The 21,221-nt window shown below is 68.7% G+C and carries 22 protein-coding genes and 5 pseudogenes; 11 read left to right on the forward strand and 16 right to left on the reverse strand.

Annotated elements, in window-relative coordinates:
* The first annotated feature begins 9 nt into the window (after positions 1 to 9).
* Together AB0N16_RS05785 and AB0N16_RS05790 are read left to right on the forward strand one after the other, a co-directional pair.
* The gene (locus tag AB0N16_RS05785) at positions 10 to 600 is read left to right on the forward strand and encodes an SMI1/KNR4 family protein (protein WP_365793427.1); all 591 of its coding nucleotides are present in this window, start codon (positions 10 to 12) and stop codon (positions 598 to 600) included.
* Positions 601 to 886: 286 nt separating this feature from the next.
* Positions 887 to 1,383: pseudogene (locus AB0N16_RS05790) on the forward strand (transporter); the annotation flags it as partial.
* A 209-nt stretch (positions 1,384 to 1,592) separates the two neighbouring features.
* On the opposite strand, the gene AB0N16_RS05795 reads toward AB0N16_RS05790, so the two are convergent.
* On the reverse strand, positions 1,593 to 1,769 hold the full coding sequence (locus AB0N16_RS05795) for a CsbD family protein (RefSeq protein WP_365793429.1): 177 nt from the start codon (positions 1,767 to 1,769) through the stop codon (positions 1,593 to 1,595).
* 183 nt (positions 1,770 to 1,952) lie between these two features.
* On the opposite strand from AB0N16_RS05795, the gene AB0N16_RS05800 reads away from it, so the two are divergent.
* The 3 genes from AB0N16_RS05800 to AB0N16_RS05810 all read left to right on the forward strand — a co-directional run bounded on the left by AB0N16_RS05800 (position 1,953) and on the right by AB0N16_RS05810 (position 3,183).
* On the forward strand, positions 1,953 to 2,123 hold the full coding sequence (locus tag AB0N16_RS05800; RefSeq protein WP_164369086.1) for a hydrophobic protein: 171 nt from the start codon (positions 1,953 to 1,955) through the stop codon (positions 2,121 to 2,123).
* Between the two features lie 335 nt (positions 2,124 to 2,458).
* Positions 2,459 to 2,812: a PRC-barrel domain-containing protein gene (locus AB0N16_RS05805; protein ID WP_351712833.1), complete on the forward strand. Its 354-nt coding sequence runs from the start codon at positions 2,459 to 2,461 to the stop codon at positions 2,810 to 2,812.
* A gap of 92 nt (positions 2,813 to 2,904) precedes the next feature.
* The gene (locus tag AB0N16_RS05810) at positions 2,905 to 3,183 is read left to right on the forward strand and encodes a sigma-70 family RNA polymerase sigma factor (RefSeq protein WP_365793432.1); all 279 of its coding nucleotides are present in this window, start codon (positions 2,905 to 2,907) and stop codon (positions 3,181 to 3,183) included.
* A 273-nt stretch (positions 3,184 to 3,456) separates the two neighbouring features.
* On the opposite strand, the pseudogene AB0N16_RS05815 reads toward AB0N16_RS05810, so the two are convergent.
* The 4 genes and pseudogenes from AB0N16_RS05815 to AB0N16_RS05830 all read right to left on the reverse strand — a co-directional run.
* A pseudogene (locus AB0N16_RS05815) lies at positions 3,457 to 3,846 on the reverse strand (MFS transporter); the annotation flags it as partial.
* A gap of 124 nt (positions 3,847 to 3,970) precedes the next feature.
* Positions 3,971 to 4,912, reverse strand: coding sequence for a hypothetical protein (locus AB0N16_RS05820; protein WP_365793434.1), 942 nt, complete (start codon positions 4,910 to 4,912; stop codon positions 3,971 to 3,973).
* The gene (locus tag AB0N16_RS05825) at positions 4,891 to 5,502 is read right to left on the reverse strand and encodes a hypothetical protein (protein ID WP_365793436.1); all 612 of its coding nucleotides are present in this window, start codon (positions 5,500 to 5,502) and stop codon (positions 4,891 to 4,893) included. Before AB0N16_RS05825 ends, AB0N16_RS05820 begins: the two co-directional genes overlap by 22 nt.
* Positions 5,503 to 5,543: 41 nt before the next feature.
* Positions 5,544 to 6,323 (reverse strand): MBL fold metallo-hydrolase, encoded by a 780-nt coding sequence (locus AB0N16_RS05830; RefSeq protein ID WP_365793438.1) that lies wholly within the window; start codon positions 6,321 to 6,323, stop codon positions 5,544 to 5,546.
* 128 nt (positions 6,324 to 6,451) lie between these two features.
* Here AB0N16_RS05830 and AB0N16_RS05835 point away from each other — a divergent pair, with 128 nt between their 5' ends.
* On the forward strand, positions 6,452 to 7,354 hold the full coding sequence (locus AB0N16_RS05835) for a helix-turn-helix transcriptional regulator (protein WP_365793440.1): 903 nt from the start codon (positions 6,452 to 6,454) through the stop codon (positions 7,352 to 7,354).
* A gap of 83 nt (positions 7,355 to 7,437) precedes the next feature.
* Positions 7,438 to 7,590, forward strand: a pseudogene (locus AB0N16_RS05840) (MarR family transcriptional regulator); the annotation flags it as partial.
* A gap of 79 nt (positions 7,591 to 7,669) precedes the next feature.
* On the opposite strand, the pseudogene AB0N16_RS05845 reads toward AB0N16_RS05840, so the two are convergent.
* From AB0N16_RS05845 to AB0N16_RS05870, 6 genes and pseudogenes are all read right to left on the reverse strand, one after another.
* Positions 7,670 to 8,006: pseudogene (locus tag AB0N16_RS05845) on the reverse strand (hypothetical protein); the annotation flags it as partial.
* Positions 8,007 to 8,137: 131 nt separating this feature from the next.
* Positions 8,138 to 8,527, reverse strand: coding sequence for a VOC family protein (locus AB0N16_RS05850; RefSeq protein ID WP_365793442.1), 390 nt, complete (start codon positions 8,525 to 8,527; stop codon positions 8,138 to 8,140).
* Positions 8,528 to 9,199: 672 nt separating this feature from the next.
* A complete protein-coding gene (locus AB0N16_RS05855; protein ID WP_365793444.1) occupies positions 9,200 to 9,751 on the reverse strand; it encodes a hypothetical protein in 552 nt (183 codons plus the stop codon).
* A gap of 489 nt (positions 9,752 to 10,240) precedes the next feature.
* Positions 10,241 to 11,107, reverse strand: a complete 867-nt coding sequence (locus AB0N16_RS05860; protein ID WP_365793446.1) for a sigma factor — start codon at positions 11,105 to 11,107, stop codon at positions 10,241 to 10,243.
* Positions 11,108 to 11,329: 222 nt separating this feature from the next.
* Positions 11,330 to 12,157: pseudogene (locus AB0N16_RS05865) on the reverse strand (FAD-dependent oxidoreductase); the annotation flags it as partial.
* Positions 12,158 to 12,343: 186 nt separating this feature from the next.
* The gene (locus AB0N16_RS05870; RefSeq protein ID WP_365793448.1) at positions 12,344 to 13,078 is read right to left on the reverse strand and encodes an alpha/beta hydrolase; all 735 of its coding nucleotides are present in this window, start codon (positions 13,076 to 13,078) and stop codon (positions 12,344 to 12,346) included.
* A gap of 351 nt (positions 13,079 to 13,429) precedes the next feature.
* Between AB0N16_RS05870 and AB0N16_RS05875 the strand changes: the two genes are divergently transcribed.
* The 3 genes from AB0N16_RS05875 to AB0N16_RS05885 all read left to right on the forward strand — a co-directional run bounded on the left by AB0N16_RS05875 (position 13,430) and on the right by AB0N16_RS05885 (position 15,578).
* Positions 13,430 to 13,612: a hypothetical protein gene (locus tag AB0N16_RS05875; RefSeq protein WP_365793450.1), complete on the forward strand. Its 183-nt coding sequence runs from the start codon at positions 13,430 to 13,432 to the stop codon at positions 13,610 to 13,612.
* A gap of 211 nt (positions 13,613 to 13,823) precedes the next feature.
* Complete coding sequence (locus AB0N16_RS05880; RefSeq protein WP_365793452.1) at positions 13,824 to 14,396, forward strand: YceI family protein; 573 nt, start codon at positions 13,824 to 13,826, stop codon at positions 14,394 to 14,396.
* Between the two features lie 120 nt (positions 14,397 to 14,516).
* Positions 14,517 to 15,578: a ferritin-like protein gene (locus AB0N16_RS05885; protein WP_365793454.1), complete on the forward strand. Its 1,062-nt coding sequence runs from the start codon at positions 14,517 to 14,519 to the stop codon at positions 15,576 to 15,578.
* 108 nt (positions 15,579 to 15,686) lie between these two features.
* On the opposite strand, the gene AB0N16_RS05890 is transcribed toward AB0N16_RS05885, so the two are convergent.
* The 3 genes from AB0N16_RS05890 to AB0N16_RS05900 form a co-directional block, all read right to left on the reverse strand.
* Complete coding sequence (locus tag AB0N16_RS05890) at positions 15,687 to 16,535, reverse strand: alpha/beta hydrolase (protein WP_365793456.1); 849 nt, start codon at positions 16,533 to 16,535, stop codon at positions 15,687 to 15,689.
* A 78-nt stretch (positions 16,536 to 16,613) separates the two neighbouring features.
* Positions 16,614 to 18,245 (reverse strand): ubiquinol-cytochrome c reductase cytochrome b subunit, encoded by a 1,632-nt coding sequence (locus AB0N16_RS05895; RefSeq protein WP_365793458.1) that lies wholly within the window; start codon positions 18,243 to 18,245, stop codon positions 16,614 to 16,616.
* Positions 18,246 to 18,398: 153 nt separating this feature from the next.
* Complete coding sequence (locus tag AB0N16_RS05900) at positions 18,399 to 18,665, reverse strand: WhiB family transcriptional regulator (RefSeq protein ID WP_142146700.1); 267 nt, start codon at positions 18,663 to 18,665, stop codon at positions 18,399 to 18,401.
* Between the two features lie 161 nt (positions 18,666 to 18,826).
* On the opposite strand from AB0N16_RS05900, the gene AB0N16_RS05905 reads away from it, so the two are divergent.
* Positions 18,827 to 19,753, forward strand: a complete 927-nt coding sequence (locus tag AB0N16_RS05905) for an alpha/beta hydrolase (RefSeq protein ID WP_365793461.1) — start codon at positions 18,827 to 18,829, stop codon at positions 19,751 to 19,753.
* Here AB0N16_RS05905 and AB0N16_RS05910 read toward each other — a convergent pair.
* Together AB0N16_RS05910 and AB0N16_RS05915 are read right to left on the reverse strand one after the other, a co-directional pair.
* Positions 19,743 to 20,264 carry a MarR family winged helix-turn-helix transcriptional regulator gene (locus AB0N16_RS05910; protein ID WP_365793463.1) on the reverse strand — a complete coding sequence of 174 codons (522 nt, stop codon included), beginning with the start codon at positions 20,262 to 20,264 and terminating at the stop codon, positions 19,743 to 19,745. The two genes, AB0N16_RS05905 and AB0N16_RS05910, sit on opposite strands and share 11 nt — an antisense overlap.
* A complete protein-coding gene (locus AB0N16_RS05915) occupies positions 20,261 to 20,992 on the reverse strand; it encodes a sigma-70 family RNA polymerase sigma factor (protein WP_365793465.1) in 732 nt (243 codons plus the stop codon). Before AB0N16_RS05915 ends, AB0N16_RS05910 begins: the two co-directional genes overlap by 4 nt.
* Between the last annotated feature and the right edge of the window lie 229 nt (positions 20,993 to 21,221).

A 21,221-nucleotide genomic window follows, 5' to 3' on the forward strand; every position in this document is an offset into this window, starting at 1 on the left:
GCTCGCCCCATGACAGACTCGCCCCTCACCGAAGTCGAGATCGTCGAGGCCGAACAGGAACTCGGTGTCTCTTTTCCTGAGGAATACCGGGCATATCTCCGGAAGGTGAGCGCAGGTGGGGCGCTTTTCAGGCTTGAGCGGACCAGGCGTGGTTGGTGGTGGGCCGGGAACGATGAGTGGCGGCGCGAGCTGCTGGCCATCCCCTTTCCGCATCCCGACTCCTATGCCGAGGCCGACGACGAACTGATGGCGCGTGAGCCACAGGCTGAGGCGTTCGGGGACGACGCCGCGTATCGAAGAGCTTGGCGTGCCTGGGACGACGAGGCTGACAGGTTCGAGGGCCTGAAGACGGCCGGTGCGATCGTCATCCAGGAGCACGGCTGCGGCTTCTCCACCCTGTTGGCCCTCACCGGCTCACTGGCTGGCACGGTTTGGTGGGACGGACGGGCTACCTGTGACCGGATCGTCCCGCTGTCCTTGGACCACGTCGGTGGCGCCCGACCCATCCAATTCGGGGAGTGGTTGGATCACGGTTCGTGGGCTCTCTTGCCGCCGGGCTGGGGGCCATCCCTTCCGCCAGATCCTGTTGTTCACCGTTAGGTTCTGTTTTCTGGTCAGCTTCGGGTCCGGACGAGGATGCCCGCGAGGTGGAGTGCGGCCCGGTAGGCGAAAAGCCATCGTGGGCCGCACCCGACCCCAGGCATCCTGCACTCCTATGAGGATGTATGCAACAAACGCCCCACGGTCCCTCCAGCGGAGTGAACGGGCCGAGCCGCGAAGCCACTCGGGACGAGTTGCAGCAACGGCCCCAACTCATCATCACGGACATGTAGCTGTCGAATCGTCGCAGTTCAGGGTCGGCTCACGAGCTCCTGCGGTCGGTAATGTGGAGTACAAGCGTGGCACGGAGCCGGCGTCATCAACCAGCGCCTGTTCTACCTGGCGTGGCTGATGGACCACCGTGCCGAGTTCGAGCACCTGGTCCGCGACCGGCTCGGGGTGACAGCCGCGTCCCAGGTCCTGTGGATCGGCCCGCGCCTGATCTGCGTCGCCGGCGACTTCACCCGCTACGACGTGCATGCCGTGCGTGAGCACCGGAGGTCGATCGACCTGGTCCGCTACCGACTTTTCGGCAGCGACCTGCTCGGGCTTGAGACCGTCGCCTCCTTGAGCGGCGGCATGCCGGTGGCCCGCCGGGCACGGCGCCATTGTGCTGCCCAGGCAGCGGCCGAAGTGGAGGGCGCGACGATGGCGGAGCTGGCGGGCACGGTCGACGAGGTCCTGCTCGGGCTCGGGGACGGCGTGAACCGCGTGGAGCGCAAGACCTACCGGGCGTATCAGCGGCAGCGGAACTTCGCGTGCCCTTGCCCGCCGCAGCGGAGCGCCGCGACGGTGCAGTACTGATCAGCTAGGGCTGCGACCTCGTACGCGCCGACGGCTGTGTTGAAGTGAACGTGGTCATCAGCGAGAAGGCGCTGGCCGTGAGCCTGGTAGGTCAGAGCGGGCTGCATGCAGCGGGATCCGTCCGAAAAGGTGTGAGACAGCACGGATCCCGGGCGCCTACCGACGCCCGGGATCCGAAGTGGTGCGGCCTACTTGGGCTTGATCGCGTCCTTGGCCTTCTCCTTGGCCGCGCGCAGGTCGCCCTTGGACTCCTCGGCCTTGCCCTCGGCCTTCAGGGACTCGTTGCCGACAGCGCCGCCGACGCCCTTTTTGACCTTGCCCTCGGCCTGCTCGCCCTTGGCCTGAGCCTTCTCGTCCGCAGCCACAGTTACTCACTCCTGCCTTGCTCGGAATTCACGTACGCCCTCCGTGTCACCCCCGGCAGCATTTCCAAACCTGACGGTCCGCGGCACAGTCAGTCGCAGCCACCGGCGTTATAAAAACTATATAAGATCCGTAGGAGTCGAGATCGATTCGCGGGGCACACGACGGCTCGGAGGTTGATAACTATGGTTCCCGTTCTGCTTGTGCTTCTTCTCGCTCTGATCCTCTTCGGCGCCGGTTTCGCACTCAAGGCCCTGTGGTGGATCGCTGTCATCGTGCTGATCGTGTGGGTCCTCGGGTTCGTGATCCGTCCTACCGCCAGCGGCGGCAAGCGCGGCCGCTGGTACCGCTGGTAGACAGTCTCCAGCAGTACATTCACCAGGGGTGGGTCCCGGCGCCAACGCGCCGGGACCCACCCCTGGCCGCGTCTGCGCGCGACTGCCGTGACGAGAGGTTTTTTCTGTCGATCCGGGGTACAGAAGAAAAACGGCCGGAGATGACCGTGACGCCGGGAACCACGGCCTCCAGCACGCCGTCTCCGGCCGTCCCGCTTTTCCCGGACGCGAATGTGTGGGCCGCAAAAGCCGGGGAACCCGGCGTTCTGAGGGAACGTCACCGATAGATGGCGTCCCGGAAAATCCTGCAGTACAGCTGTGGGAAGTAGTGAGTCTCTACAAGGGAGCCGTGCAATATGAGTGACAGCATCTGGGGCTACCAGCCGACCACCGGCTACACCGCGGGCACCGACCTGACCGGCTACAAGGTCGAGGCCACCGACGGCAGCATCGGCAAGGTCGACAAGCACTCGGACGACGTCAACTCCGCCTACCTGGTCGTCGACACCGGCGTGTGGATCTTCGGCAAGCACGTCCTGCTGCCCGCCGGCACTGTGCGAACGGTCGATCAGGCCGAACGCAAGATCTACGTCGACCTCACCAAGGACCAGATCAAGGACTCCCCGGAGTTTGACAAGGATAAGCACCTCGGAGACGCCGGCTACCACGAGCAGGTCGGCGGCTACTACCAGACCCACCGGGGCATCTGACCTCACGCCGCAGCACAGTGGGGCCCACCAGAGCGTTCTCTGGTGGGCCCCTACTGTGCTGCTCAGCCCCGACCGCAGACCGTACCGATCGGGTGCACCGGCCTCGGTCTGAAATCAGCGAACATTCCGCACTGGCCGACTTCATCGGAACCGACGACAACGCCCTCGAAGTCGTCGAGGACTTCCACGCCCTCGCCCCCCTGATCGCCGGGCTCGACGGCCGCGAACGGCGCATCATCCACATGCGGTTCGTCGACGAACTCACCCAGGCCCAGATCGGCGAACACCTGGGCGTCTCCCAGATGCACGCCTCCCGCCTGCTCAGCCGCACCCTCACTGAATTCCGCACCGGCATGCTCACCACCATCTGAGCACGACTGCTCCCACCAACACGACTGGCTGCGTCCCCCACTGGGGCGGATGGATAGAGCTGCGGAGACACCCGATCCCCATAGGCAACAGCCGCAACGGAACCCAGGCCGAGACCGTACGGGTGGTCAAGGGGGGCGAACCGGATCGATGCGAGGAACCCGTCTCGCGGTGTGAAGAACCGGTTCACGGGTTAGTTCGCCCTTATGTGTCGGTGGTCAGCGTGAACGGCTGGCGGGTGTGCCGGCCGTGACGGGTGCGGTGGCCGGCGGGCTGGTGGTGAGCATCAGCGAGGACAGCAGGCGGGCGGCGTCGAGCCCGTCGTACAGGTTGCGCACGACGGCTCGGGCGATGACGATGCCAGCGGCGCCTGCCAGACCCTGGACCAGGCGCATGCCGATGAGCACCGCAGGATCCGGGGCGAGGGCACACACGGCGCTCGCCACGACGTACACCGTCAACCCTGTCAGGAGGGGCCGTCGTCGGCCCAGGGTGTCGCTGAGCGGACCGAGGACCAGTTGACCGACCGCTATGCCGATCATGAAGGCGGTCAGGGGGAGCTGGGTGACGGTCTGTGAGACGTGCAGGTCCGCGCTGACCTGGGGGTGGGCCGGCAGATAGAGGTCGATGGTGAGCGGGCCGAGTGCGGTCAGGGATCCCAGGACCGGGACGAGTGACAGACGGCGGGGCGTCGGAAGGCGGGGCACGTCTTCCAAGGTGCCGGTGCCGGCCTGAGGGGTTCCAGGCATGTCCGTTTCCAGGGCTTCGGGGGCGAGTGGAGCGTGCGCGTCAGCGGTCGAGGTGCGCGACGAGGAGGTTGGGGTCCTTGTTCGTGAGGTACGCGGCGCTGGGGACGTACACCGTGTGGCCGTGGACGGCGACGGACGTGGGGGTCTGCAGGCCGTCGGCCGCGGTGAGCACGCTGGTGTGGGTGCCGTCGGGGCGGACCAGGTCGACGTGGTTGTCGTCGCGGGCGGCGAGGAGGGTGTCGCCGTGGCCGGTGAAGGCGAAGTCGTCGATGGACGGCATGCCGGTGGCGCGGACCTGGACGGGGCCGTCCGTGCCGCGGTGGGTGACGGGAATGCGCAGGACAGTGCCCTTGTCGAGGTTGGTCGCCCACACGGCCCCGTGGTGCAGCTTGATCCCGTTGGCGCCGGCGAAGGAGCTCGGCTCGAGGGCCTCGCCCTTGGCCCACACGACGGCCTTGCCGCCTCGTGCGGGAACACGGTAGACGACGCCGTGCACGGAGTCGGTGACGTACAGCCTGCCGGTGCGCCGGTCCAGGGCGAGACCGTTGGGCAGTCCGTCGGCGGGCAGGGCGGCGATGCGGTGCGGGCGGCTGCCGGGGCGGACGGCCCAGATGCCGGTGAGGTCGGCGGTGCCGGTGGCGTAGGTGACGTAGAGGGTGCCGTCGTCCGCGCGGGCGATGCCGCCGATGAACGCCTTGCCCAGGTTGGGGGTGCTGGCCGTGGCCGGGGCGGGCAGTGTGGCCAAGACGTGAGGACGGCCGCCCGGAGTGACGCGGACGATCTGCCGGGCGAAGGAGAAGGTCAGGTACGCCGTTCCGGCGTGGTCGACGGTGATGTTCTCGGGCTGCTGTGAGGCCGCCAGGTCGAAGTGGTTGGCGATGCGGGGTGCCGTGAGGGGCTCGGTGGCCGCGGTGGCGCTGGTCGCGGAGGCCAGCAGGGCCGCGGCGGCAGCGAGCGTGGTCAGGGAAGTGCGCAGGTGCATGGGATGGTCCTCCTGGTGGGGGATCGGTGACGGTTCACTGCCGGCCCGGGGGTTGCGGGCCGGCAGCGGGGCGAAGGGAGTTGCGGCCGGGCGCTCAGGGGGCGACGATCTTGACCGTGCCGGCCCAACTGTGGCCGCCTTCTCGGGTCTGCGGGGCCATGTGCGGCAGCTGGAAAGCCCTCCAGCTCGCGGGCGTGCTTGAGGGCGCCGACGTCGACCGGGTTCAGCCTGCCGGAGGTGACCAGGTCGGCGACCTTCCTGCGGGCGGCCTCGTCGTCACCGGCGATGAAGACGTCGAGCGGAGTCCCGCTCACCTGTCCCGCGACCAGGGTGGTGGCGAACGTGGTGTTGAACGCCTTCACGACGTGGCTGCCCGGCGCGACGGCCTCGGCGATCTCTTCGGCGGCGGAGGTGCCCGGGGCGACGACGAGCGCGTCGAGGGAGGCGTCGACGGGGTTACTGATGTCGATCAGCGCCTTGCCGGTCGCCGCGGGGGGCGGCGAGGGCCTGGGCAGCGCCGCCCAGGACGAGCAGCGAGGCCACCGCGACGGCTGCGGCACGGGTACGGCGAAGACGGACTGACATGGCAAGTCTTCCTGAATGGGCGAGAGTTGAGGAGGGAGCCGGAGGCTCAGTGACCGGCGCCGAACAGGGTCCGGTTGGCGATGTCGACGATGAACGGGCCGACATGGGCGGGGTAGCGGTCCACGATCGCCTTCTTGTACGCCTCGCCGTCGTCGCCGAGCAGTTCGCGGGCGTCGGCGAGGTACTGGCGGATCCCGGCGTAGACCTCCGGCCCGGCGGGCAGGCCGTGGCCGGCGAGGATCGTGTCGTAGCCGGTCTCGGCGGCCAGGGTGTCGACGGCCTGCTGCCAGCCGGTGATGTCGTTGTTGCCCAGGTAGAGGTGGACGTCGTTGTAGACGAGGTCCTGGGCGATCAGGACGCCCTGGTCGGGCAGCTTGACGAGGAGTTCGTCGGCGGCCTCTCCGCCGGAGACGGCCTCGAAGACGAACCGGACGCCGTCGATGACCTCGGTGCCCGGGGTGATGTCAACACTGGAGGGCAGGTCGGTGGCCGGTACGGCCAGGCCGCTCGGCAGCCGGGCGGCGGGGCGTGCGGCGATCTGTTCACGTACCTGGGGCAGTACGTGGACCGGCGCGCCGAAGCGGTCGGCGCCGTTGTAGTGGTCGGGATGCGCGTGGGTGATGATCAGGCGGTCCAGCGGCTTGCCCAGGCCCTTGGCGTAGACGACGGCCTCGTCGGCGTAGGCGGGGTTCAGCTGGGCGTCGATCACGACGATCCGGGCCGGGGTCTCGATCAGCTGCGTGGTGGCGTGGAAGGTGTCCGCGGGGGACATGTAGCTGTGGATGCGGACCGGGCCCTTGTCGAGGACCGTGACCGTGCCGTTCATGGGGAGACTCCTTGCGGTGGAGGCGGCCTTGCGTCGCCTTGACGACCTCCACTCTCGCCGCGAAACCGCAGGCAGACGAGATACGCTGAAGACCCTGCATGGTGAATTGAGGACATCTGGAGACTGTGATGGTTCCCCCGGGCCTAAACGGCGGTGATCCCGCTCGGGGAGGTACGATTCCCCGGCTCGACTTCAATCCGCCCGAGGAGCGGGTTCCGGGCTTCGAGATCGTCGATCTCGCCACCCTGCACGAACGGCGTCGGCGGCGGGGCAGTCGGCCCGACGCGGTGCATCGGGTGGACTTCCACACCCTCACCCTGATCACCGAGGGCAGCGGGGAGCACGCGATCGACTTCGTGACCTATCCCTGCCGACCCGGCACCCTGATGTGGATCCGGCCCGGGCAGGTGCAGCGTTTCGCCGACCCCGGAACCACCAACGGCACGCACCTCCTCTTCACGCCCGCCTTTCCGCCGCACTTCAGCAGCGCCGAGAGGCTGGTGAACGAGTGGTACGGCCCCATGTGCTGGCAACTCGGCGCCGACGCCTCGTACGCCGTCCTGTCCGCCCTGCTGGGACAGCTGCGCGCCGAGTACGACCGCACCGAGCAGACCGTGTCGCCGGAGATCCTCCAACTCCTGCTGGCCACCGTGCTGTTGCAGATCGACCGGCTGCCCCACCCCGACGGCGGCACCGACCCGCACGCCGGCGGCGAGGTGTACGCCCGCTTCCGCGCCGAACTGGAACGCTCCTACGCCACCACCCGCCGCGCCGCCGACTACGCCCACCGCCTCGGCTACACCGTCAAGACCCTCACCCGCGCCTGCACGGCCGCGACCGGCCAACCCGTCAAGCACGTCATCGACGGCCGCGTCGCCCTGGAGGCCAGGCGGCTGCTCGCGCACACCGATGAGCCGGTGGCGACCATCGCGCGCCGCCTCGGTTTTCCCGAGCCCACCAACTTCGGCAAGTTCTTCACCCGCCACACCGGTGCGACCCCCGGCGCGTTCCGGCTCGCCCAGGGCCGGTAGCCAACTCGGCAGACCCGCCGCCCAGCCGGTGCGGCATGATCGGTGGGCGGATGGAAGCAGGAATGGGAAGGGGCGTCAGGAGCGTGGACGAGCATGCGGAGATCTCGACGTCGAGCGACGCCGCGAACAACGCGCTGATCCTGGCCTTTGGGCGCTTGCAGGGGGCCGCGAACCGGCTGGAGTACATCCTGGGGCGGGCTCTGGAGGTGGACTGCGGTATCAGCCATCTGATGTTCACCCGTAGCCGAACTCCACTGGGGCTGGATTCACCGCTTGGCATAGTCCTGACTACTCGTCAGTGAAGTCGGCATTGGGTCAGCATTCGTCCTGGCAAAGCTGCCCACAGATGCCCACACCCTGGAATCGAGAAGCCCCACAGAGGTGCTCCCACAGGGTCCGGAACAGACCGGGCTCCTGGGTGAGTTGGGCGTAGGTGCCCTCCTGGACGATCCGCCCTTCATCGAGGACCACGATCCGGTCGGCGACAGCCACGTTGGTGAGCCGGTGCGTGATCAGCAGGATGGCGCGGTCCTTGGCCAGTCAGGAGGGTATTCAGGCCGGAGCGGAGGCCCGGCAGCATCTCCGCGGCGCCGGACGCCTCGCAGGGGGCGAGCAGAGCCGCGTCACTGGTGTCGCCCTGCCCGAACGTGATGGGCGCCGGGCGGCCAATCGATGGAAGCCACAAGCGGCAGAAGTTTGAAAGCCACACCCGATGCCCCTGGGTGGGCCAACCATACGAAGGGCTCGCCCTGTCCCGTCAGACAACGTAGGGAAGTTTGACCATCAGCCGAGGTAGTTCGCGCGCCCCTCGTCGTCGAGCTCGAAGGGGCCCTCAGGGATGATGCAGAACTCATTGCCCTCGGGGTCCGCCATCACCAGGAACCCGCCGTCGGCGTACTGCTCTAGCCTGTGCCCGCCCAGCATCTCGATCCGTTGCTGCTCGGCGGCGGGATCGGGAGAGGTGATGTCGAAGTGCATCCGGTTCTTGCTCGACTTGGGTTCGACAGTTCGCTGAAAGCCGAGACCCAGGCCGTTCTCCCGCCGCAGCCACACGTATGGGCCCATACGTCCCACGACCGGCCTACCGAGCAGCTCGGACCAGAACGCAGCGAGCCGCACGGGGTCTGTGGCATCGACGATGAGGGCATTGATCTGCATAGATGAGTCCGCCATGCCCCGATCTTCTCAAACGGGCGCTCAGCAGCAGCTGTGACCAGCAGAAATCAAACTTCGAAGACACGAGCCGCTCTACAGTCAGACTTCGGCGGCATCCGCTCAAGGCGCGATGGCGCCGGACAACAAGATCGCGAGCTACAGCTGGAGTACTAGCCCGTCAGCCCGGTGCTGGAACGGCGGTACCGTGGGGACGAGCCTGGCACCTGCTCGACGCGTGGGGGGGAAGGCCCGGGCGACAACTCGATGCGCGGATGACTATAGGCCGTGTTTGTTGCAGTGGCCCCGGAAAGGTAACTGATTCTGTCACACGTGTGTTGTGGCAGGACTGTGTGGAAAGGGCATAACAGCCCGTTCAGAAAGGCGAGTTGCCGCAAAGTTCAGGTGGGGAGGGGGTGCCGTGAAGGCGAAGGGCCAGGCGTGGTCCCAGGCATCCGGGGAGGAGTGCGCCCGGGAGCGGGGCGTCGGATTCAAGGACGATGTGGATTGCTATACACTCTTCACAGTGACTCCGGCACCGTGTGACATGCTTAGTCGCCGGCATGGGGGCGGCCGCTCATCCGCGGACCGTCCGTCAGCGGGTGCGTGCCTCGGGCGCCTGTTCGATCCCCCGCGGGCAGGTGCCCGAGGCGTCTTTGTGACTTTCAGTGCACGGAGCCGAGAGGGCTCCGGTCAGGACTCCTGGGCGCTGTAGAGACCGCGGCCGGCCCGGCGTACGCGGGAGGTGCCGACCAGACGGTCGAGCGTGCTGCGCACCGCATTGATGCTCCCGGAGTCGGTGTCGCGGCCTAGCGCCGCGGCCACGTCGCGCGCGCGGACCTCCGCGTCCCCGACGCCTGCGAAGTACTCCAGGATCTGCTCGGTGAGCGCGCCGTAGCCGCGCGATTCGTCGGCCTCCGCATGCGAGGAGGCCGCCGGCTTCTCCTTCTGCGTGGGCTTCGCCTGTCGCGGCGCGGACTGCTTTCGCGCCGTGCGGGCGGCCGGCGCGACGACCGGAGTGTCGGCCTCCGCCTGTTCGGGCTGCTCGGCTGCTCGGCGGCTGGATGGCTCGGTCATGAGGACGGTCAGAGCGCTCAGGGCGCGCTGGACGGAGTCGAGGTGGGCGGCCACGGCGGCCAGTTCCCTCTCCAGTGCCTGCTTCTGAATCTCCAGGCGGGCGAGGTCCTCCTGGAGGCTCTCCGCAGTGACCTCAATCTCATGCGCTGCGCGAGTTGCCGAGTCCATGTCTTCCTCTCATCCTCAACCCTCCGTGCCGCGCCTCGCTGAAGTCAGCTGCGGTGCCGCTCGGCTCGGACCCGGGAAGATGTGTGGGTGCATCGTATGTCACAGCGTACGAGGTCTGGACCCGGAAGATGCAAGATGGTGATGCGAGGTCCCGTCGAGCCAGGTGACTACCACTGTCCTTTCACCCTTTCGTGAGCTGCACCTCAGCGGTGCGGACACGGTGCAGACCGGTCAGGTCGTGGGTGACCGGACTCCGGGTCGATAGGGCGGAATCGGCCGTGGGCGGCGGGTGTTCCTCGGGAGTTCGGCCGGGTTCCCGTCGGGACTGCTCGCGAAGGTGGCGCAGTCGATGCGCCGATCGTTGGATGTCGGGTGCCGACGTCGTCAGGAGCTTCTTGAAGGATGCGGATCCGCGCCTCGAGCACGGCCACTTCCGCGGCCTGTGAGACACCGGCGGCACGCGGATCGGTCCTGGCCCACGCGTTGTCCTCATTTCTCCTGCGTGGCGGCCCGGTTCCAGTGGCGGAGCTTGTCAGGGTTGAGGACCGCCCAGACCTGCACGACGCGGTCGCCCGCGACGTCCAGGCTGATGACCGCGGCGACCTCGTCGCCGTAGCGCACCACTATTCCGGTTCGGCCGTTGACGGACTGGCAGTGCAGTGTGGTGCGGGGCCGGCCGGCTAGGAGGGCCAGTAGACTGTGGGTGACGCGCCGTGCGCCGTGGACGGGCCGGGTCAGGGTTCTGACCTTGCCGCCTCCGTCGAAGAACACTGTGGCGTCCGGTGCCAGGAGGGACGTCAGGCGGGCAGGGTTCTCCGCCACGCAAGCCTGTCGGACCGCTCGCACCACACGGTCGTGCTGCTGTGGTGTCGTGGGGTGTGCCCACCTGGTCCCAAGGCTGTGCCGGGCCCGGGCGGCGAGTTCGCCGCATTCCTGTTCCGTCTGTCCGACGATGGCGGCGACCGTCCCCGGAGCCATCCGGAACACGTCATTGAGGACGAATGCGGCCCGCTCGGCCGGTGACAGCGTGTCCAGCGCCTCGAGGAGGGCCTGGCTCACCTCTTCGTGCAGGTCCTGAGGGGGCGCCGCGCCGACCGGGCCCGGGTGTGACCGCCCGGTCGGCGCCAAGCGCTCCAGACAGATGCCGCCGACGGTCGTCACCAGCCAGGACCGGGGTTCGGCGATGCGGTCCCTGTGGTCGTCGGACAGACCGTACCAGCGCCGGTAGGCCTCCGCCACGACGTCGTCGGCGTCCTGGCTCCGGCCCAGCATCCAGTAGGCCACGTTGAGCAGTCGGCGTCGCTCGTCGAGCAGCTCCGCGATCGGCACCGTCTCGTCGTCCTGTACCCGGCCCATCTGGCATCCACCCCTTCGCACAGCACCCGACAAGGCGGTGCCACCCTTGATTCCGGCCGATGTCCGCCGCGGCTGTCGAAAATGGGGCAGTCCGCTTTCCGTCCGGCGGGTCCAACCGATGCACTGCTGACCGGACAGGAACATATCGTGTGACACGGTTTCCTGGTCATACGCAGCGGCGCCCCCCGTGCCGGCGGGCCGCGGTCACCTTCGCGGCGGCCGTCAGGGCAGAAGGCTGTCCAGGGGCGTCTCGGGATCGGACAGGGCCGCGTCCGCCACGGATGCACCGGACTCGACGAGGGCGCGGACGGAATCGATGACGTTCCACACGTTCACACTCATGCCCGCCAGGACCCGGTCCCCGGACAACCAGAAGGCGATGAACCGCCGCTCGGCCGGGTTCCCGCGGGAGACGACGCGGTCGTAGCCGCCAGGCTCGGTGTACCCCGTGTACTCCATCCCGAGGTCGTACTGGTCGGTGTAGAAGTACGGCAGCCGATTGTAAGCCGCCTCCTTGCCTAGCATGGCCAGTGCCGCCGTGCGGGGCTGGTGCAGGGCGTTGGCCCAGTGCTCCACCCGCAGATGCCGGCCGAGCCGGGGATGGTAGGCGTTGGCGACGTCCCCTGCGGCGTGCACGTCCTGGGCCGAGGTGCGCAGACGCTCGTCGGTGACGATGCCGTTGCGCACCTCCAGTCCCGCCGCCTCGGCGAGCTGGACGTTGGGGGTGATGCCGATGCCCACCACCACGGCGTCGGCGGGCAGTCGGGTTCCGTCGGCGAGCTGGACGCCGTCGGCGCGGGTGCCGTCACCGGTGATGCGCTCGACGGCGGCGTGGGGCCGCAGGACGACCCCGTGATCCCGGTGCAGGTCGGCGAAAACCTCGGCCGCCTCCCGGCCGAGCACCTTCAGCAACGGCAGCTCGGAGTGCTCCAGGACGGTCACCAGCGCACCGGCCGTCCGGGCCGCCGCGGCGGTCTCCAGACCGATCCAGCCGCCGCCGACGACCACGATCCGGGCTCCAGGGGTGAAGGCGGCCTTGAGCCGCGGGGCGGCCTCGCCGCGGGAGGGACCGTGAGAACCCGCAGGTGGTGACACCGGCCCGCGCCGCGGAGGCAGCATGCGCTCCTGCGAGGGCAGAGCGGAGCAGTGTGACGAGGGCGCGGACGACGTCCGTGTTCCACGACCGTGGCCGAGGCGGTCCGCGGATCCGCGCCCCTCGTGGCTTGCCCGCGCGGGCTAGCGTCCGGTGCCCTGCGCCCAGTGCGCCTCGAGGGCGGCGGCCACCTCCGCGGGCCGCTCCAGCACCGTCCAGTGGTTGCAGTCGAGATGGAGGACGCGGGTGGCGCGCAGGGCGGCGCCGAGTTCGTCGCCGAACTCGATCTGGCAGGCCGGGTCGCGCTCGCCCCAGAACACCAGCGAGGGTGCGGTGACGTTCGACAGGGCCGGTTCCCACTCCGTCCCCATGGTCACGGCGGACCGGTACAGCCGCAGGATGCTGTCCTTCATCGTGCCGTCGACGTGCCGGACCATCTCCTCCACCGGTTCGGCGGGCGCGTCGAAGCCGTTCACCAAGTCCTTCGCGAAGGACTCTGGGTCCAGTTCGGCCATGAACCGCTCGCCGGCGACGGGGTCCTGCCAGGTCTCGGCCAGCGGGTGCCAGACGTAGCGGGAACTGATGGGTCCGTTGCCACCGGCCCAGGTGCGCACCAGGTCGGGGCGGAGGGAGGCGACGCGGGCGGTGAGGATGCAGCCCCAGTCGTGACCGACCAGGTCCACGGGCTCGCCGACGCGCTCGAGGCGTTCGACGAGCCAGTCGACGTACTCCTCCTTGCTGGAGCCGAAGCCGGTGGGGCGGGGGGTGCCGAATCCGGGCAGGTCCCAGGCCTCGACGTCGGAGCGGGTCAGGTGTCGGCGTACGCCGTTCCACACGCGGTGGGTGTCGGGAACGCCGTGGATGAGGATGGCGGGCATGGTCGGTACATCCCTCGTGATAGGGGCCGCGGCCGGGATCCGGGGAGGCTGAGCGGCCGCGGCGGGCCGGGACGACGAGCATCATGTGCTGCGCCGGATGCACCCAACATAGTGGCACACAGTGTCAAGCGTTACCGGTCCGGGACCCACCTCCCGTCACAGGTAGGGCGCCGGACCTGTCACGTGGGGGATGTACTCGCTTTCGTCCCGTTCGCCCGCGCATCCGACGAGCGCGCCCTCCGGAGAGGCCTACGCCGTCAGTGCCGAGTTCTACGACGTACTGCAAAGGGAGGCGGATGCCGCGCACGTGCGGCACCTGTACGGAGAAGCGGTGGGCAACACGCGGTCGGTGTGCTGGACACCGGCACGGGCACCGGCCATGTCACCCCGCTGGGCCTCGCGGGTCAGCACACCGAGACCTTCCGGATGTGGCCGGCTTCCCGGGACGACATCGCCGATGAGCCGGCCCAGGCACGGATTCACCCGGTGCCGGACGCGGGCGATCCCGCGGTGTTGACCGTACGACGCGCGTAATGGCGACTCGTTGCCCCCGGCGACATGCTGTGACACACAGAACGCCGTCCCGGCGGCGGTCCCAGTGTCACACACGTGGGCCCTCACCTGTCTGTCCTTCTGCGGACCTTGCCCGGGCCTCCTCGGCTGCGGTCCGCTCCACCACCGGCAGGCACACGGCGACGGCTCGCAACGACTGATCGTCGTGACCAGCGACCGCAAGGACCCACATATGTCGATCGTCGTCCCGTACACAGCGCTGACCGGTGTCTACACCATCGACCCGGCGCACAGCACTATCGGCTTCTCCGTCCGGCACGCCATGATCGCGAACGTGCGCGGGCGCTTCGGCGTGTTCGAGGGGCTGGTCAAGCTTGACGGCTACCAACTCAGCCGCTCGGAGGCCTACTTGAGCGTCCAGACCGGCAGTATCGACACCAGCAGCCCTGACCGGGACACCCATCTCGCGGGTCCGGACTTCCTCGACGCCGCCACCTATCCGCTGATGGTCTTCCGCTCCACGGGCCTCGCAGACCGCGGAGACGGCCAGTTCCGTCTGATGGGCCACCTCAGGATCAAGGACGTCGAACTCCCTCTCCATATCCACCTCGCCTTCGACGGAGCCACTCAGGACGAGAGCGGAGACCACCGTGTCGGCTTCTCCGGCACCGCCCTGGTGCGCCGCTCCGACTGGGGGCTCGGCGGGAACACGCCCGACGAAACCGGCGGCGTGCTCATCAGCGACAAGGTCAGGCTCAACTTCGACATCTCCGCCGTCCGCCTCTCCCGCTCGTATGCCGCCTGACCAACCCCGCGCCACAACACCGACCGCTCCGCGCGGTCCCCGCCGGCAGCGATGCCGGTGACCACAGGTCGGTCCGCAACCGCGGCCGAACCGTACGCACGAAACCCAGGTGAGACCCCCATGAATCATCAAGGCCCCACCGGCCGGACCCGGTTCCGCTCGATCACGACGATGGAGGACCTGCGAGAGCACTTGCAGTGGGCCATCGAGCTGGAGCACGCCACGCTACCGCCCTACCTCACAGCCCTCTACTCGCTCGACCCCGAGCGAAACGCCCACGCCGTCGAAGTGGTCAGCAGCGTGTTCGTCGAGGAGATGATCCACCTCGCGCTGGTGGCGAACCTCCTGAACGCGGTCGGCGGGCAACCTCGCGTCGACACCCCGCGGATACTGTCGCCGCATCCGCGGCCCATGCCGCACGCCGACCCCTCCATGCAGCTGTCCTTGCTGCCGTTCGGTCAGGAGGCGGTCACCATGTTCCTCCGCCTCGAACAACCCGCCCACCCGGGTGACCCGGCCGAGGGCGACGCCTACATGACGATCGGCCAGTTCTACGACGCGATCGAGAGGGGCCTGCGACACCTGTGCGCCGAGCTCGGCGAGGAACAGGTCTTCACCGGTGATCCCGCCCGCCAGGTGGCCGCTGGACCCTTCGGGCACACCGGCGGGCGGCTGAGCCCGGTCACCGATCTCGCCTCGGCGCTCTCCGCCCTGGAGGAGATCGTGGAGCAGGGCGAGGGCGCGGCACGCGTCGACGTGTGGGACGGGGACATGGACATGTTCCACCCGCAGACCAAGGCGGTCTCGCACTACTACCGCTTCCAGGAGCTCGCACAGGGCCGGCGCTACCAGCCGGGGGACACACCGGAGACAGGGCCCACCGGCGAAACGCTCACCGTCGACCGCGCCGGGGTGCGCCCGATGCGGCCCAACCCGCGGCTGGAGGACCATCCGGAGGGCAGTGCGATCCGCACGGCACAGGAGGCGTTCAACATCGCGTACGGCAAGCTGCTGCAGCTCCTGGAGCAGGCGTTCAACGGCAATCCCGCGATGCTCGGGGTGTCGGTGGGCACGATGTACGCCCTCAAGGGGCAGGCACAGAGCCTGATGGCGATGCCCGACGGCGGGGGCCTGACCGCGGGCCCGACCTTCGACTACGTCGCTCCGGAAGATCGCGGCTGACCCCCGCACACATGGTGGCCCCCTGGACCGACGGTCCAGGGGGCCACGACGTTGGTGCGGGTCAGGGGGGCGAGGCCTGCACGGCCCCTGACCCGCGGCACCGGTGGGTCAGCGCACGGTCCGAGCGGCTGCCTCGATCACCCTGGCGACGTCGGCGGGGTGGGAGACACTCACGGCGTGCGATGCCCGTACGCGCGTGATGTGGGCGTGTGCGCGCTCTGCCATGAAGATCTGGGCCTGCGCCGGGATGTTGCGGTCCTGGGTGGCGACCACGGCCCAGGACGGGATGGTCTTCCAGCCGGGCTCGGAGGCGTCGTCCGTCAGCGCGGAGTTGGTGATCGGGCGCTGCGTGACGGACATGAGGTCCGTGGTGTTGCGGGGGACGTCAGCGGCGAACTGCTGGTGGAACTTGCTCGGTTCGATGGTCAGGTCCGCATCGCGCGAGCCGTCCGGCAGGGTGACCGGCACGGAGTGCAGAGCATCGCCGAGGGTGCTGCCGGGGAACTTGCCCGACAACTCGACGGCGCTCTCTCCCTTTTCGGGGAGGAAGGCGGCGACGAACACCAGGGCCTTGACGTTGTCGGCGTCGTGGGCGGCGTTGCTGATCACTGATCCGCCGTAGGAGTGTCCGGCCAGGACCACCGGGCCGTCGATGCCGGCCAGGACCTCTCTGAGGTAGGAGGTGTCGTTGTTCAGCCCGCGCAACGGGTTGGCCGCGGAGACGACGGGGTAGCCCTCGTGCCTCAGCCTCCTGATGACGCCGTTCCAGCTGGTGGAATCGGCGAACGCGCCGTGCACGAGCACCACCGTGGGCTTCTTCTCGCTGTCCGGCGCGGACTTGGTTCTGTCCGCGTGGGCGGGGGCGACTGCCGTGGCGATGAGGACGGTGGCGACGGAGGCGGTGGCCAGGAGGGAGAGCGGGGTACGGACCCGCCGGTAGGTGAAACCGCGGTTCATGGGAGGCCCTTTCGGGAAACGGTGTGCTGTCACCTTCAAGGACCGTGTGCGTGTCGCAGATGTGACACTTTATATATTTCAGTCCTTGTTGCTGGTGGAGTGGTGTTCGCCGGTGATTTCCGTGTACTCCTGGACGGTGGGCTTGAGGATCTGTGTCCCCTCGCCGTAGAAGCCACGGCTGAGCCACGCGCGCAGCCGTCGCGCCCTGCCGCTCGCGTGGCCGTCTGCGTCGCGTTGTCCCGGGTCGAGGGGCCGGTACTGCTCGTGCGCCGTGAGGGCATGGAGTTCGTAGGGGTCGAGAGGCCGGTGCACCTCTACGTACTCGCCGTGCGGCAGGCGCTTGATGACGCCTGTCTCGCGGCCGTGCAGGACCTTGTCGCGATCGCGGCGTTGCAGACCCAGGGCGATGCGCTTGGTCAAGAGGAAGAGGACGACCGGTACGACGAACAGTGCGATGCGGACTGTCCAGGTGACCGTGTTGACCGACATGTGGAAGGTCACGGCGATGATGTCGTTCGCGGCTCCGAGCAGTGCCACCAGGTAGACGCTGAGCCATGCCACGCCGAACGCCGTGCGCACGGGCCGGTTGCGTGGCCGTTCCAGCAGGTGGTGTTCGCGGTCGTCGTCGGTGACCCAGGCCTCGATGAACGGGTAGGCGCCCATGACGAGGAAGAAGCCGAGGCCGGCGAGGAGAGGGATCAGATTGTCCAGGGCCAGGGTGTGGCCCCAGAAGTTCACCTCCCACCCGGGCATGACACGCAGCAGCCCGTCTGCGATGCCCATGTACCAGTCCGGCTGGGATCCCGCGGAGACCTGATCGGCGCGATAGGGGCCGAACTCCCAGACCGGGTTGATCTGGGCGATCGCGGCCATGGTGAAGACGATCCCGGCGACCAGACAGAAATAGCCACCCGCCTTGACCACGTACACCTGCACCGGCAGGCCGACCACATTTCGCTCCGTACGGCCCGGTCCCGGGTACTGGGTGGGTCGTTGCCGGTGCCCGAGGAAGGCGCGGAAGGCGACGAGCGCCAGCATCAGCGCCGGAATGACCAGGACGTGGATCACGTGGAAGCGGGGCACCAGGTCGTGCCCGGGGAACTCGCCGCCGAACAGGAACATCGACAGGTAGGTACCGACGATCGGTACCGACAGAAGTGTTCCGTTCACCACGGCGAGCCCGGTTCCCGACAGGAGGTCGCCGGGGAGGTCGTAGCCGGTCAGACCACCGAACATGCCGAGGACGAGCAGGGCGAAACCGGCCACCCAGTTCAGCTCGCGAGGCTTGCGGAAGGCGCCGGTGAAGAACACGCGCATCAGGTGGGCCAGCAGGGCGGCGACGAAGATCAGTGCCGCCCAGTGGTGGGCCTGACGGATGAGCAGGCCGCCGCGTACGTCGAAGGAGATGTGCATCGTCGAGTCGAACGCCTCGGACACCAACTGGCCACGAAGCGGTGCGTAACTGCCGTCGTAGACGACCTCGTTCGACGACGGGTGGAAGTAGAACGTCAGATACACGCCGGTAATGAGCAGGACGACGAAGCTGTAGAGACAGATCTCGCCCAGCAGGAACGACCAGTGCTCCGGACGGGCCCTGCGTGTGCCGGTCGTGTTGGCAGGCCCGATGCCCATCCGCGTTCTCGCCCAGTCGGCGATTCTGTCACCGCTGCGGCTGCCCGCCGTGGTGACCGGTTCGATTGCGTCGCTCATGTCATTACCACCATCAACACGTCACCGGAAGCGCCTTGCGGCCGGGTCTGCGCAACGAAACGGTGCATGGCGACGAGCTGCCGCACCGGGTTTCGTTGCCCTCATCAGAAGGGACCGGGAAAGTGGTGAAGGTGTGACATGACCGTATCCGGGTCAGGACGCCTTCGCACCGATCCGCTCGACGTCCTTACGAGCCGAGCGTCGTCGCGTCGCGCGACGCTCGCTCTCCGTCGTGCCGCCCCAGATGCCCTCGACCTGCCCGACGTCCAGTGCCCACTGCAGACACCGCTCCCGCACGGGGCACCGGGCGCACACGGCCTTCGCCTCGTCGATCTGGACCAGGGTCAGACCAGCGGTGCCGATGGGGAAGAACAGGTCGGGGTCGACATCCCGGCAGGCCGCTCTCTCGCGCCAACTCATGGCAGCGCCTCCTTACTCGTCGCGGATGCCTCTCATGTATCTGACCATCGGAAGGGAGTTCCTGTGACATTCCATGGCGGAGAGCAACGGTGTGAAATACGGTGTGACAACAGACACAATGTCTTGAGCGGGGCTCCGGGCCGTCGCACCATCTGTGAGTTGTGAACGCCACACAGGGCCCGAGGCCCCTATCCAGCCCAGCCGTCGATCCCCGGGACCCCCTCTCCCCGGGCACCCACACCCTCGTCGTCCAGCACGGCACGGCCGCCGTCGACCAGCGCTACCACGTCGCCGGAACCGGCCCGGTGTGCGTCGCCCACTCCGGAGGGCCGGGCATCGGCTGGGAATACCTGCGCATGCCCGAGCTGGAGCGCAGCATGACCGTCGTCTACCTGGAGCCGGTCGGCACGGGCGAGTCCGGCCGGCTGGCCGACCCACGCGACTACACCCTCGGCACCTACACCCACTTCCTGCACGCGGTGATCGAGCACCTGGGCCTCGCCGAGGTGGCCCTGGTGGGCCACTCCCACGGCGGCTTCGTCGCGCAGCGCTACGCCCTCGACCACCCCGAGCGCCTTGCGTCCCTCGTCCTGTACGACACCTCACCGATGACGGGAGAGGAGTTCTGGGCGGCCGCCGTGGCCAACATGGAGAGCTTCGTCCAGCGGCACGCCGACGAGCGGCCGGAAGTGGCCACCTACGTCGCGGGTCTCACCACGCGACTCGACCGGTCCGACGACGAGGGCGCGACGAAGGTGCTGCGCACCATCTCGCCCGCCTACTTCCACGACTACTGGGGCCGCGAGGAGGAGTTCGCCGCGGGGCGGGCATCTCTGCGGATGTTCGCGGCACCGGCCTGGGGGGTGGAGCCCCCGTTCGACGTCCGCGAGGAACTGCCCCGGCTCACCGTGCCGACCCTGGTCCTGGTCGGCGGGGACGACTTCATCTGCGGACCGCGCTGGGCGCACATGATGCACCAGCTCCTTCCCGACGCCCGGCTGGTGATCCTGCAGGAGACCGGTCATCTCGGGCACATCGAGCGTCCCGAGAGGTTCACGGCGGCCGTGCGCGACTTCCTCAACGGATGACCGTGCGGGTGTCGCTCTCGCCGGTGAGGAAACGCCACAGGAGGGGATCCGCGTCCTGGGAGCCGAGATCGCGGACCGCGTCCCGGACGACCTGTTCGTAGCGGGACGCGGTTCGGCGCAGCGCGGCGTGCCCCGCCGGGGTCAGCAGCACCTGCACGCCGCGCCGGTCGTGGTCGACGGCGCTCGAGATGATCAGGCCCTGTCGGCGCAGGCGTGCCATCAGCCTGCTCGTCGCGGACTGACTCAGGCCGAGCCCGTTGGCCACATCCCCGAGCCGCATGGGTTCGGCGCCGGCGTCCGCGGCGGAGCTCCTTCCCACGTAACGCAGGGCCTGTACTTCACTCAACCCGAACCCGGTCTCCTCGCGCAGCCGCCGCTCCACCGTCCCCTGGACCCGGCGGTGGAGGCGGTCGAGCGCGTCCCACCGGTCGGTCGCGCAGGACTGCGTGCGATCGTCGGCAGGGTCGGTGCGCACCTCGCGCATCACGTCCCCGTGCGACGTGCCGGTCATGCGGCGGCCCGGTAGGAAGGCGCGCCGTCGCGTGCGGCCGTCCCCTCACCAGAGTACGGCGTGTCCTGACCGGTCAGCACGTGCTCCAGGCGGTCGAGGTCTCCTGTGCGGGCGGCGGTGAAGATCGCCTGAACGAGCCGCCGATGGGTGGCCGCGTCCACATGCTGCCGGTGCCGCCGGTTGTTCAGTCTGTCCTGCGCGCGGGAGACCTGCTGCCGTGCGTTCGCCACGGACAGGTGGAGCAGGTCGCCGATCCGGTCGTAGGAATAGCCGAACGCCTCGCGCAGCACGTACGCCGCGCGCTGGTTGGGGGTCAGGCTCTGCAGAAGCAGCAGAACGGCATGCTCCACCGAGTCCTGGCGTTCGGCCAGAGCCTCCGGTGTCATCCCGGTGTCCGTGGACTCCGGCAGCCAGGGGGTGGCACTGGACTCGCGGCGTCTGCGTGCCGACTGCAGCACGTTGATGGCGAGCCGGACGGTCGTCGTGCGAAGCAGCGCACCGGGGTCGGCGACGACGGTGCGGTCCGTGCCCTGCCAGCGCAGCCACGCCTCCTGGATGACGTCCTCGGCTTCGCCGGGATCTCGGAGGATCCGGTTGGCGATCTTGAGCAGTCCTGGCCGGACGCGGCTGAACACGAAGACCGCGTCGTTGAGTTCCACGGGCGCCGCAGTGATGGTCACCATCACCGACTGCGGACTCTGCCGGGTTGCGATCACAGATGTGTCCACGATCGGCTCCTCTGTTGGCTGGGGATCGGCGGCTTCCCTCGCCACCGACACCAACTTCGCGCCGACAAGGGCACTGCTGCGCCCCTGACAGACCGTGGGGCACCCCGTGGTCGTACCCGTGGCCGCCACGTGGCCAGGGCCTCCCACCCCCTGGCCCGCAGGCCCCCGGGGCCCGCCACCCCCTGGCCCCGGACGCCCCCGGGACCTGCCCCCGGCCCCCGCGCCCCCG

It is taken from the genome of Streptomyces sp. NPDC051105, assembly GCF_040682795.1.
Taxonomy (GTDB): Bacteria; Actinomycetota; Actinomycetes; order Streptomycetales; family Streptomycetaceae; genus Streptomyces.

Excerpts from the sequence above, each read along its gene's own strand:
- AB0N16_RS05785 (WP_365793427.1), top strand. The coding sequence starts at position 10 with ATGACAGACTCGCCCCTCACCGAAGTCGAGATCGTCGAGGCCGAACAG.
- AB0N16_RS05800 (WP_164369086.1), top strand. The coding sequence starts at position 1,953 with ATGGTTCCCGTTCTGCTTGTGCTTCTTCTCGCTCTGATCCTCTTCGGC.
- AB0N16_RS05805 (WP_351712833.1), top strand. The coding sequence starts at position 2,459 with ATGAGTGACAGCATCTGGGGCTACCAGCCGACCACCGGCTACACCGCG.
- AB0N16_RS05820 (WP_365793434.1), bottom strand. The coding sequence starts at position 4,912 with ATGCACCTGCGCACTTCCCTGACCACGCTCGCTGCCGCCGCGGCCCTG.
- AB0N16_RS05830 (WP_365793438.1), bottom strand. The coding sequence starts at position 6,323 with ATGAACGGCACGGTCACGGTCCTCGACAAGGGCCCGGTCCGCATCCAC.
- AB0N16_RS05835 (WP_365793440.1), top strand. The coding sequence starts at position 6,452 with ATGGTTCCCCCGGGCCTAAACGGCGGTGATCCCGCTCGGGGAGGTACG.
- AB0N16_RS05850 (WP_365793442.1), bottom strand. The coding sequence starts at position 8,527 with ATGGCGGACTCATCTATGCAGATCAATGCCCTCATCGTCGATGCCACA.
- AB0N16_RS05855 (WP_365793444.1), bottom strand. The coding sequence starts at position 9,751 with ATGGACTCGGCAACTCGCGCAGCGCATGAGATTGAGGTCACTGCGGAG.
- AB0N16_RS05860 (WP_365793446.1), bottom strand. The coding sequence starts at position 11,107 with ATGGGCCGGGTACAGGACGACGAGACGGTGCCGATCGCGGAGCTGCTC.
- AB0N16_RS05870 (WP_365793448.1), bottom strand. The coding sequence starts at position 13,078 with ATGCCCGCCATCCTCATCCACGGCGTTCCCGACACCCACCGCGTGTGG.
- AB0N16_RS05880 (WP_365793452.1), top strand. The coding sequence starts at position 13,824 with ATGTCGATCGTCGTCCCGTACACAGCGCTGACCGGTGTCTACACCATC.
- AB0N16_RS05885 (WP_365793454.1), top strand. The coding sequence starts at position 14,517 with ATGAATCATCAAGGCCCCACCGGCCGGACCCGGTTCCGCTCGATCACG.
- AB0N16_RS05890 (WP_365793456.1), bottom strand. The coding sequence starts at position 16,535 with ATGAACCGCGGTTTCACCTACCGGCGGGTCCGTACCCCGCTCTCCCTC.
- AB0N16_RS05895 (WP_365793458.1), bottom strand. The coding sequence starts at position 18,245 with ATGAGCGACGCAATCGAACCGGTCACCACGGCGGGCAGCCGCAGCGGT.
- AB0N16_RS05900 (WP_142146700.1), bottom strand. The coding sequence starts at position 18,665 with ATGAGTTGGCGCGAGAGAGCGGCCTGCCGGGATGTCGACCCCGACCTG.
- AB0N16_RS05910 (WP_365793463.1), bottom strand. The coding sequence starts at position 20,264 with ATGACCGGCACGTCGCACGGGGACGTGATGCGCGAGGTGCGCACCGAC.